The sequence below is a fragment of the Acinetobacter sp. RIT698 genome, from assembly GCF_009668065.1.
Lineage (GTDB): Bacteria > Pseudomonadota > Gammaproteobacteria > Pseudomonadales > Moraxellaceae > Acinetobacter > Acinetobacter guillouiae.
The window spans coordinates 26,820-37,939 of sequence record NZ_WJYH01000042.1; the positions used below are offsets into that span (position 1 = coordinate 26,820).

Below are 11,120 nucleotides of genomic sequence, written 5' to 3' on the forward strand. Positions count from 1 at the left end.
TGTTGTATATCATTTAAAAACAAATGATCAGTTTTATCTGAATTATAGCAATATTTAAAATAAAACATGCTATATAACGCATATAGCATGTTTTATTTTAAATTAATTATTGTAATGTTTTAAACTGCGCTAAGCGTTGTTGCTGCTGTAATTGTTGTTCAAATTCAACACTCCCCTTCGCTACATAATTTTGTAAACCCGTCTGATCAATAAATGCTTTTTTATCCCCCGCATTCAATTTAGCTAATTTCTGCTTCATATGGAAGCGATCCGCTTTATTGGCAAGGAAAATATCTGCATGGATTGCATCCAAAGTTTTAAATGTGTGTCGTATGTCTGAAACTAGATTTGGATAATTGTTATTGTTTAACAAATAATAACCGCCCGTAAATAAACTGTCAGCATAGATGACTTTATAGTTTTTAAAGTAATAACGGATATCTGTCGTCCAAGAGGTTGCACCTGGCAAATGGCCTGGCGTCGCATGTGCTGTAAAGATTTGACGACCGAGCTTTAATTGTTGCCCATCTTTGATAATGATATCTACAGCTACAGATGGAAAAGGCAATTGCTTAGCTAAAGCAAAATCAGTCACGCCGCCATTTTCTAGCATTTCGGCATTGGCAGCACTTGCGACCAATTGAGCACCACTCCATTGTTTTAATTTGGCAAAACCACCAGCTTGATCTAAACGCGCATGACTATTGAGTAGGTATTTTACATCTGTGATTTTAAAACCCAATTTTTCAATATTGGCTTTAATCTGCGCTGCCGATTGATCAATCCCACTATCAATTAAAACCAAACCATCACCTGTATCAAACAGCACCGAAGATAAATTTTCAGTACCGACATAATAAACATGATTAAAAATTTTAAAGGGCTCAATGGGCGTATTCCACGATTCAAACAAACTCATCGGCGGTGCATCGGTCAATGCTTGCTGAGCATTTAATGGTGCTGCTTGAGTATATTGAAAGCTCATTGCGATCAATGAAATAACAATGGATTTGAACAGATGCATATAAGCGATCCATGCTAAAAATGAGTCGCCCATACTTGATTAAATCACGATAATTATCAATTTTTTAATGCCTAAAAAACAACTCAGTACATCTTAAATTGTAAACAATATTTGCAAATTGTATGCGTGTTTTGAAGGACTAATTTAAAACCTTGTTGGCAATTTTATTACTGACCTTAATAGCCAACTGATCGACATAATCACTATAAAAATTCGCAGCAATCAGGGTGACTACAATCGCAGTTAACCCTGAGCAGATTACTGCGAGAGAATAACTCCAATGCCAACTTAAAAATAAGTTAAACAACGGAATACAGATTAAATACAGCATCATTAAATGTAATAGATAAATGGAAAAAGATAACTTTCCTAACCAGACTAAAATCGGGTGATCTAAGCCTTTAGACAATAATGGGCTCATCAAAACACTATAAACAATTAAAATTCCAGCGATGAAATTACTATAATCATAAGTATTCTCCCCTAAAATATGATGAACCCAGCTATAGGCTGCACTGGTATTATGTGCACCTGCTAAATATAGGCCAATCAATAACATAGGAATGGCTACAGCATTTGAAAGTGGTTTGGCATACAAATAAATATAGATACCAATAATAAAACTGGAAATCCCAAAGCTAAAGCCTTGCCCTCGCCAAAGAAATGCAAGACAAGGAATTAAAAGTGAGCCTAGCCAAAAAGCAATATGTTTATAATGGTACAAATAGAGTAGAAAAAATAATGCAAATGAACCCATAAGCTCAATCGTCATCGTCCATAACACCCAGTTTATATCACTTTCTGAGAATAAAAATGCGCCTATAGTTCCTTCATATAATGCATGTTTAAAACTAAAATCTTGTATCGCAAATGCATGTAACCAAGCACCCACATGACTACTATCAATATGGATGACTTTAAAGACCAACCAAATAATAATGCATGAAGTCAGTGCTGGAATCATTAAACGCGGATAGCGTTTAATCATCATATTTTTAATCTTTGCATGAAATTGTTGAGGACTTTTTAAGATCGCATAACTGAGCACAAAGCCACTTAAAACAAAAAATACAAAAACAGCAGCATCACCTGAGTAGAGAAAACCAAAAGGCAAATGATGTATGGCATACACCCAAGCCAAATCTGTTTTCTCATTAGGATCAAAATGATGTAAAAATGGAAAAAAACTCATTGCAAGATGAGAAAATACGACAGCTAAACAAGCTAGACCTCGAATACTTTCTGCCGAGTTTATTTTTGCGGACATCTATGTTTCCCTGTGAAAACAAAAGCCCCAACCTGTGGGACTTTTGCTGACTAAGCCATTAGTCAATATATGTGATGCGACCATCAGCATCATGATGAACTGTAGCGATTTTTTGCTGACGAGAATGTAGAAGTTCATCCACATTCAAATTGAAATGGTCAGCATATTCTTGTGTAGATTTAGCTTCTGCTTCCTTTTTGGTCTTCGCTGGAACAAAGTTACTCCATAACCACAAAGAAATCGCACAAGCAATCAACGCAAATAATCCGCTTTCTAGGGCTTTTGCAAAAGCATTAAAGAAGTAATGTACCAGTTGTGGTTTCTCAAGTGAAAGATATCCCACCAAGATGACAATAGGTCTCCAAAGCAACAACCAAAATGCCCACAGCATTGCCGTCATTGTCGTGGAGAAATAACGACGATGCCACGGTAACTGCTTACGTACATCAATAATCAAAGAGTTTGTTTTCATATTCATATCTCAAAACTTATTCTGACTAAAATGTTAGTCATCATGTCGCATACCACGATCGGGGCTGACCCACCGTGCCCTTTTACTTTCTCCACGTAAAAGAACTTTTGGGAATGCAACAATACTTGCCGTTACTGTAATCAACCAAAATACAAAGGGATACCAAATCATCCAATAGTAGTTTTTCACTAAACTCGATTCGTAACGACTATCCATCCACTTACTGATTGCGAACTGCAGTAAACAAGTTGTACCGAGTAAAATACCTGTTCCCATCGGTAATAATGGGGAGCTCATTGCTGGGAAGCCTGCATACGGTAGCAGCAAGTGCAAGATCCAGAAAATCACCATAATCAGCATTAAATATGACCAGACTAAGGTGAGGATCAACTCAATAATCAAGGGCCATAGAAAATTCAGTTTCGGTTTAAATAATACATCAAAATTCTTAATTAAAACTTGCGCGCCACCCATGGCCCAACGTAAGCGTTGTTTCCATAGACCATCAAAGGTTTCTGGCATTAAAATCCAAACCAAGGCATTCGGTTCAAACTTTACATCCCAACCCGCACGATGCAATTTCCAAGTAATATCAATATCTTCAGTTAACATGTTTGGTGACCAATAGCCCACCTCATGTACAGCACTTTTACGAAAAGCAGTAATCACACCAGAAACTGTAAATAAACGACCAAAAGTACGTTGTGCACGTTTAATCATACCGACAATTGAAGAAAATTCACCAACTTGAATCCGTCCCAGTAAAGTCGAACGAGTACGAATACGTGGATTACCTGTCACAGCCGCAACTGTAGGATTATTGAGAAAATGACGAATCATCCACTGTGCAGCATATGGATCAAGTAACGCATCACCGTCAATACCAATTAAAAACTCAGCATCGGTAAGCAAACTACCCGCTTGTAATGCCATGGCTTTACCTTGGTTTTCAGCCAAATGTACGACGCGAAGCTTGTCATACTTCAATGCCAACGCATTTAAGATTTCTGCTGTATTGTCAGAACTCCCATCATTAATTGCAATGACTTCAAAGTTTGGATAATTCAACTTTAATGCATGACTAATGGTCTCATCCGCATTATCTTGCTCATTGAAACATGGCACAAGCACAGCAACTAAAGGATATTCTTCCAATGTTGGGGGTTGAGTATATGGCGGCTCTTTACGTTCTTTCCAATAGAAAATTAAAGCGCCTATCATCCATAGATACGACATAAATAATGGATAATAGAAGATAAAGTTTAATACGGATTGCCACAGGTGTTGAAATGCACTCATATCAGACCTTAAGGAACCAATCGTTGTGGTTTAGAATCAAATACTTTACGCATTTCTGCAGTATTTGGATGATCTTCAATTGGATCATCTGGGTAATACCCCACATGCATCACACCTTGTTGATACAAAGACTGAATCGTTTGAGCAATTTCCGAGGTTGGAATCTTTTGATTATTACGCCAGTTCACTGCTTGTAATTCAAAAATGGTCTTTTTAATCCCATTCGGTTGTTTCTTCACGTTTTGCACTAAATCTTTATAAAACTTAGTTGCATCTGGCGCCTGTTCCATATAAGGCATTGCCATAATTGCAGTAAAGTCATAATTTTTAATCGATTGTTCTAAAGACTGGGCATACCAGTTTTCCGAGTATGCTGAAAGTGCAACTTGAGCATATAAGTTACGTGCAGTCAGTAAGAACGGTTGGTAATAACGTGCCTTTTGCGCCAAATCCATTGCAAAGTTATCAATGGTCTTGGTTTTAAAATCTGTCCATTTTTGCAATTTTGCATCATCATTACGAATTTCTTCTAAATCGGCTGGTAAACCAATTTTTTGATAAGCGTTGATGGCTTCTGGACTGGCATCTTCATAATCTGAAAGTGTTGCATCATCATGGAACAAGATGCCATCAAATGTCGTGGATTTCGCTAAATCTTGATATAAGCCTTCAATTACTTTACGTGCTTCTGGTGAATATGGGCTTAAACGATGATATCCCATATTTAAATGATCACTGTCTTTGGCTTGCTGAGTCACCACCACATCTTTAGATGCAGGATTTGAAGCGGGTAAGTCCCAAGCCAATAACGGCATCCAGGCATATAAACGACTGACCTGAGTACGCGTTTGAATCTGCCATGCAACACGATTGAATAAATCTGCACGCATTGGAAGAGTACGATTTGGGAAATACACCATATCAGCAGAACCATTGGCATCAGGATCAGCAAATGCCTGTAGAAATACCGTGGTTACATTCATTTCACGAATACGGTCTAATAGGTGACCTAAATTTTTCTCTTGCTGCGCTTCATCTGGATCATAAATATAATCTAAATCCACATGCATAACTTTTTGTGGGCGGTTATTGTCAGTAAAATTCATCTGACGACTTTGGATTTCTTGTGCCAAAGAATCCGTAGTCATATTCCCTTCAACAAGAATACGGTTCAAATGACCTAAAGATTTTTCAATATGGTCTGGACCATCATCTAAGCTAATCGTAATAGGCATACCCACTTTTTTAGCCAAAGCAACCGCTTCCATATTATAACGACCATATGGCCACACCATCACACGTGGTGCTTTTAAACCATGTGATTGCAATACTTTATTATTCTTTTTCAAATCACTAAAAATACGATCTGCATAGGCTTTGTCAGATTCATAGGTTTTACTTTTTGGATCGTATTGGCGTGTGACAGCAGCTGGCTCAGAGTTTCCCTGAGGATTGCCTAAAATACCACGATGTAAATTATAACTGTGGCTACCAATTTCAACATAGCCACTCTTTTGCATGGTTTTAAGTTCATCCCACGTCAAAAGTTTTTTACGTGCTAATTTTTCATCACCAAATTGAACCATTTCATTGGCTTTGGGTTCTAACCATGAGCCAACGACAGCGAGTACAACAGGAATTTTACGTTGTTTAATGACCGGATATGCATATTGATAAAAAGATTGATAACCATCATCTACAGTCAACAATACCGGTTTAGTAGGCAGTTTATATTTACCTTCATTGGCTTTAATAATTTGATCTACATTGACAAAATTATAGCCGTTTTTTTGTAGCCAATCTAAATGCAGCTCAAACTGTTTCGTGGTCACGGCATAATCTGGAATCACTGCATCATGATTAGGCGTAATTTCATGATAACCAATAATTGTCAGCGTATTTAAATCAATTTTAGGTAATTCATGCTCGATTGGAGTTTCAGTAGCAACTTGGTCTACTTCTGCCATTGCACTATTATAAAAGGAAGAAAACAATAGTGTTACGCATATCATCGCTGAAGGAGAAAAGTAACGGCTTAGCATATATTTAAATACTCGATCATCATTGTTTTAAATCTGAATTCGTCCGTAGTACATCAATATTGAAATACTAAAATCCTTTTTCAAGACGAATTGAGCCAGAGGTTTTACAACGATGATTTAAAAGAATAAAACTGAAACGAACCTTAAAAATAACTCTGAGCAGAATTATTTATTTGTGACATTTAAACACTTTTAAGACAAAAGTATTGTAGATGATTGTTAAGTATCGAGCAAATAATAAACAAAAAATTAAATCTATTGTGTTTAAAATCACACTATTAGCTCAAAAATAGCCATTTAAATTAAGATTTGGATTATATTTTTATCGCATTGAAATATGCAGAAATGAAGAAGACTTACTCAACATTTTTAGCGCAACATAGTGTAGTCGATAGATGATTCATCAAGCATAAAAAAATAGAGATCAATTGACCTCTATTTTTGCATTCAATGCTGATGGCTAAATTAGCCCAAACATTTAGTGAATTTAATCACGTGTTTTGACATCAAAAAGTTCAATTTCAAAAATCAGATTAGAATTTGCTGGAATGATTTTGCCCATTTTACGCTCACCATAAGCCAAGTGTGCAGGAACGATCAATTTACGTTTACCCCCCACTTTCATCCCCATAATGCCTTGATCCCAACCTTTAATTACACGGCCTGTTCCAATCACTGTTTCAAAGTAATTGCCACGATCAATTGACGAATCAAACTTAGTTCCATCTTCCAGCCAGCCAGTATAATGAGTTGTAATCAAAGCACCTTTTACCGCTTCTTTACCCTCACCAACTTTTAAATCGATAATTTCTAATTCATTTGACATACATTATTCCTATTCATCATTCGGGTTTGTGCAAAGCTTTACACATCACTGTCTTTTGTTCAGTACAATATTCAGCATAACTTTTACAAAAACGTTGATAATCTTGCTCAACCTGTTGGGCGTAATTATACGTGTATTTCAACAATTGCGTTTTCCAAAGTTCCGCTTGTTGTGCAAAATTGATTAATTCATCTACATTTAAAAAGCGTTTTTTATTTTAAAAACTTAACTCTTTAATCTCTTGATCTAAAAGCAAATAATTGATGAGTTTTTTATGATTTTGTGCAGACCCAATTAAAACCCAGCGCCCAACAATCTGTTTTTCAGTTTTATTTTGTACGCCACGTAAAATTTTCATATTGTATTGCTTAAACAATTCTTCGTATTTATCTAAGGTCTCTTGCTGATAATCACATAAAATCCTGTAATTACGAGCTTGATGAATCGCTTCAATTTTTTCTTGAAAATAGACGAGAAATACTAATACAACCAGTACCAGTATCGTTCCAACAAATGCTAAATATTCATAACCAGCACCAGCGGCCATACCTAATGCAGCCACCATCCAAATCGTTGTTGCAGTGGTAATACCTGAAATTCGGTTGTCATCTTTAAAAATAACCCCAGCACCTAAAAACCCCAAACCAGTCAGAATATTTGCTGCCAAACGATCAGGATTTTGTACCCCAATTTTGATCGAAAGTATGGTGAATAAGCAGGATGCTAAACTCACCATAATCATGGTGCGTAACCCTGCTGACTTACTGCGATACTCACGCTCTGCACCAATAATCGCACCAATCGCCAAAGCCATCAGTAAGTGGTAGATGTCATTATTCATTGATTTTCTACATAACTATTTTTATCACTCTAGGTATACGAAATTTAAGCAAAAAAAAGCAAGCGATTCGCTTGCTTTTCTTGTCAATTTTTATTGGACAACAATGCTTATTGTAACTGTGTCCATTCAATCACAGCTTGAGCATCATCACCAATTAAAGTCCACTCACCATCCATAACATTCAATTGCAATTGCATTGTGCGTTGACATAAAGCTTGAATTGCAGTTGTCGTCGCCTCAGACAACTGCCATACCTGAACATTTGATAATGTTTTGAGTTTAGAACTTCTTTTATACCATTCTGCAACGGCTGAACCATAGGCGATGACAGCCACTTCTTTACAACGCGCTGCCGCTTTTTTAACTTTGTCTTCGTCAGGCAAACCAACTTCAATCCATTTAATCAACTGTCCGGTTAAATCCTTTTCCCATAAAGCAGGTTCATCAGTTTCAAATAAATCTTTGGTAAATTCCAAACGTTCATCTGCAAAACGAGCATATGCCAATACACGCACCATTAAGCGTTCAATCGTTTCAGATGGATGTAATGCCATCGTGAATTGATAATCACCATATTGATGCACATCCATATTGGCAATATTGAGATCAGCCTTATAAATTGTTGCTTTTAATGCCATGAAAGTTCCAAAAAGTTCTTAAATATGGCGCACAGTCTATAAGATTTTCAAAAGGATTACTGCGTTTTTTCCGCCTGATCAATTCGACAATTCAACAAAGCTGTTTCTAAACTTTCCCAATCACGATTGTGCTGGCTAATGAGTTCAATCCGATTATCCAAGCTTTCTTCACCCGATTTATAATTCAAATTTTCTGGATTAAAATTAAATGTCATCCAACCTTGATTGGTATTGAATATCCCTTTGATCCGCAACCAGTCTTTTTGCTCACACAAGACATCTAACAAGTCATAAAAATCGAATTGCCAACGCTTTGAAAACTTCCAACCAGCAACAGTATATCCATTAGCCGTTTCAACATAGTGATAAGGCAATTGTTTAACCACAGGCAGTACTTCATCGGGGTTAAATTGCTTTTGCACTTGGATCAACGGTACAACTTTTCTCTCAATCCCTTGATGTGTTACATCCAGCTGTTGAATATCAAGATTGCCCTGCTCTGCCAATACCCAAGTTTGAATATAGGCAAAATAATCATTTTTAAACTGGTTTAATACCTCATGATCAGACGCAGACATACTATCTGCATGTGAAACCACAACAATTTGTGCAGCTTTTAATTGATCTTGATAAAGCTCTTGATTCACCCATTCAGAATCATGTAAGCGACTCCCATCGATTACTGTCACCAATGCACGCATATCAATTTGCGCTTGCCATTGCGGTTCAGTCAATTGTGCCAAAAGTTGAGCGGGATGACCTAAGCCTGTGGGTTCTATAAATAGTCGATCGGGTTGTTTATCATAAATCAATCGAGACAAGGCAATTTGCATAGGCAATTGTCCTGCACAACATAAACAACCACCGAGTAATTCTTTTACTTCATAGCCTGAGTCTTGTTGTAATAATTGTTGATCTACACCAATTTGTCCAAACTCATTCATCAGCACCGCCCAAGTTTCATTTTCTGGCTTCTGTTGAAGCAAATGCTGTAATAAGGTGGTCTTTCCAGCCCCTAAAAATCCAGAAATAATATGAGTTTTGACTGTTTTTTGGCTTAAAATCTTCAAAGGATCGACTCAGCATATTAAATGAAAGAAATTGATGGTTATCACGACGCTTCTTATTATTACTGAAAATTTGCCAATAGTTTCAGGTTTTAAATCTATTTTTTAAATTAAAATTACAAAATCAATCCAAAACTCCAATATAGCATTCATAAAGATTGCATAATGAATGTTAAGTCTAAGTAACAGCACAGTATGTTTTTTAATCAACTTTTCATATTTACATACATTTTTACCTATTGGTAAAAGTCAATGAGTCACAAAAAAGCAACATAATACAATGATTTGTTTTAAACATGTAAACCAGCCTGTTACGCTTTGTTGCTTAGGTTGCCCATTTTTTCATCTGCACTTAGCATGACACTACTCCCTGTGATCAGCAACGCATTTAACAACTGACGCTCTCACAGGTCGTTATACGATCAATTCAATGAATTAAGGATGCCAAAAATGAAACTCGTTAAAACTCTTTTAGCTACTACACTTGCTTTCACTGCTTTCTCAACATTTGCAGCAACTGATACAGCAGCGACTGAAGCTGAACAAGTTGTCGTATCAACTCAAGAACAACCAGCTGCAGCTGAAGATACTCAAGCTGCTGGTCAACCTACAGCTCAACCTGCGACTGAAAGCGCTGCTGAAGCTCCAGCGACTTCTGCTCCTCAAGCAGGTCAATAAGATTTAATACTCCTCCCGAGTTAGCAATTGGGTTGTCTGAAAAGACGATCTGAATAAAAAGACTAGATCATGCTGCGATTTAGTCTTTTTATTTTTTCTGATGTTATTCACTTAAGCTGATGATCAAAAAATGTATTTCTCAGCAGCTACTTTATGTTTAAAACAACCGATAATATTTCAATTTTCACTATTCTGAATCATCCAGATAAATTTAAAATCCAATTTTTAAACCATATTCATGATTGAACAAACTCCGCTAAACTGCCTGAATCCAAGCTACATCTTTTACGGTATCACGCTGTTGAATCAACTGTATAAACGGCTTAAATTCGTCTAGATATGGCACAATTTTAAAAGAGATGGCAAAGATCAGCCAGTATGCTAAAAACAAATCTGCCGCAGAGATTTGATGCCCCAGCAAATAAGGATTTGCTTGCTTCAGCCCAATTTTAATAAAGTTATAAATTGTTTCTTCTGTACCAAAGCCTAGACTTCTTCTTCGTTCCTGAATTTGTTCTGTTGAAATACCTAAACTTTTAATATCCATGAATTCAGTCAAAGGTCCGTGGCAAAAGAATAACCACTTTAAATATTCTCCACGTTTGGGATCACTCAATGCGGGTGCTAAACCTTTCTCAATATATTTGTCTGCTAAATACGCAAAGATTGCAGGTGTCTCAGAAATAACAGAACCTTGATCCACTAAAAAAGGAATCTTAGCCATCGGATTCAGTGCCAAATATTCAGGCTGATTCAAGTCTTTATAATCCACTTGAATAATTTCGACTTGATCTTCGATATCTAATTCTTTTAATAAAGGCAAAATGGTATTTCCACGAGAATGTGCATTGGTATAAAGTTTCATTGTTTTTAAATCCATTTTTATCGTGCTTTGAGTATAATCAAAATATCGCTAAGAATGATTAATTTATATGCAAAAGCAATGATGCTTCTTTTCTAAAAAAA

Annotated in this window: 11 protein-coding genes; 1 reads left to right on the forward strand and 10 read right to left on the reverse strand. The window is 36.4% G+C overall.

Features of this window, described 5'->3' with window-relative positions; translation table 11 throughout:
• Positions 1 to 106 precede the first annotated feature (106 nt).
• The 9 genes from GJV03_RS16390 to GJV03_RS16430 all read right to left on the reverse strand — a co-directional run bounded on the left by GJV03_RS16390 (position 107) and on the right by GJV03_RS16430 (position 9,479).
• Positions 107 to 1,024 (reverse strand): HARLDQ motif MBL-fold protein, encoded by a 918-nt coding sequence (locus GJV03_RS16390; protein WP_105713399.1) that lies wholly within the window; start codon positions 1,022 to 1,024, stop codon positions 107 to 109.
• Between the two features lie 139 nt (positions 1,025 to 1,163).
• Positions 1,164 to 2,291 (reverse strand): acyltransferase, encoded by a 1,128-nt coding sequence (locus tag GJV03_RS16395; RefSeq protein WP_105713206.1) that lies wholly within the window; start codon positions 2,289 to 2,291, stop codon positions 1,164 to 1,166.
• Positions 2,292 to 2,349: 58 nt separating this feature from the next.
• Positions 2,350 to 2,763 (reverse strand): poly-beta-1,6-N-acetyl-D-glucosamine biosynthesis protein PgaD, encoded by a 414-nt coding sequence (gene pgaD / locus GJV03_RS16400; RefSeq protein ID WP_004722669.1) that lies wholly within the window; start codon positions 2,761 to 2,763, stop codon positions 2,350 to 2,352.
• A gap of 33 nt (positions 2,764 to 2,796) precedes the next feature.
• The gene (pgaC, locus tag GJV03_RS16405; RefSeq protein WP_004722670.1) at positions 2,797 to 4,062 is read right to left on the reverse strand and encodes a poly-beta-1,6-N-acetyl-D-glucosamine synthase; all 1,266 of its coding nucleotides are present in this window, start codon (positions 4,060 to 4,062) and stop codon (positions 2,797 to 2,799) included.
• 8 nt (positions 4,063 to 4,070) lie between these two features.
• Complete coding sequence (gene pgaB / locus GJV03_RS16410) at positions 4,071 to 6,029, reverse strand: poly-beta-1,6-N-acetyl-D-glucosamine N-deacetylase PgaB (protein ID WP_227515133.1); 1,959 nt, start codon at positions 6,027 to 6,029, stop codon at positions 4,071 to 4,073.
• Positions 6,030 to 6,591: 562 nt separating this feature from the next.
• Entirely contained in the window at positions 6,592 to 6,930 is a 339-nt protein-coding gene (locus GJV03_RS16415) for an FKBP-type peptidyl-prolyl cis-trans isomerase (RefSeq protein WP_004722677.1), read from the reverse strand.
• 217 nt (positions 6,931 to 7,147) lie between these two features.
• Positions 7,148 to 7,771, reverse strand: a complete 624-nt coding sequence (locus GJV03_RS16420; RefSeq protein ID WP_004722679.1) for an MgtC/SapB family protein — start codon at positions 7,769 to 7,771, stop codon at positions 7,148 to 7,150.
• A 107-nt stretch (positions 7,772 to 7,878) separates the two neighbouring features.
• The gene (locus tag GJV03_RS16425; RefSeq protein WP_004722682.1) at positions 7,879 to 8,409 is read right to left on the reverse strand and encodes a YaeQ family protein; all 531 of its coding nucleotides are present in this window, start codon (positions 8,407 to 8,409) and stop codon (positions 7,879 to 7,881) included.
• Positions 8,410 to 8,465: 56 nt separating this feature from the next.
• Entirely contained in the window at positions 8,466 to 9,479 is a 1,014-nt protein-coding gene (locus GJV03_RS16430; protein WP_154130582.1) for a CobW family GTP-binding protein, read from the reverse strand.
• Positions 9,480 to 9,926: 447 nt separating this feature from the next.
• Here GJV03_RS16430 and GJV03_RS16435 point away from each other — a divergent pair, with 447 nt between their 5' ends.
• A complete protein-coding gene (locus GJV03_RS16435) occupies positions 9,927 to 10,154 on the forward strand; it encodes a hypothetical protein (protein ID WP_004722685.1) in 228 nt (75 codons plus the stop codon).
• 256 nt (positions 10,155 to 10,410) lie between these two features.
• Here GJV03_RS16435 and GJV03_RS16440 read toward each other — a convergent pair whose 3' ends face one another.
• Positions 10,411 to 11,019, reverse strand: a complete 609-nt coding sequence (locus GJV03_RS16440; protein WP_105713209.1) for a glutathione S-transferase family protein — start codon at positions 11,017 to 11,019, stop codon at positions 10,411 to 10,413.
• Between the last annotated feature and the right edge of the window lie 101 nt (positions 11,020 to 11,120).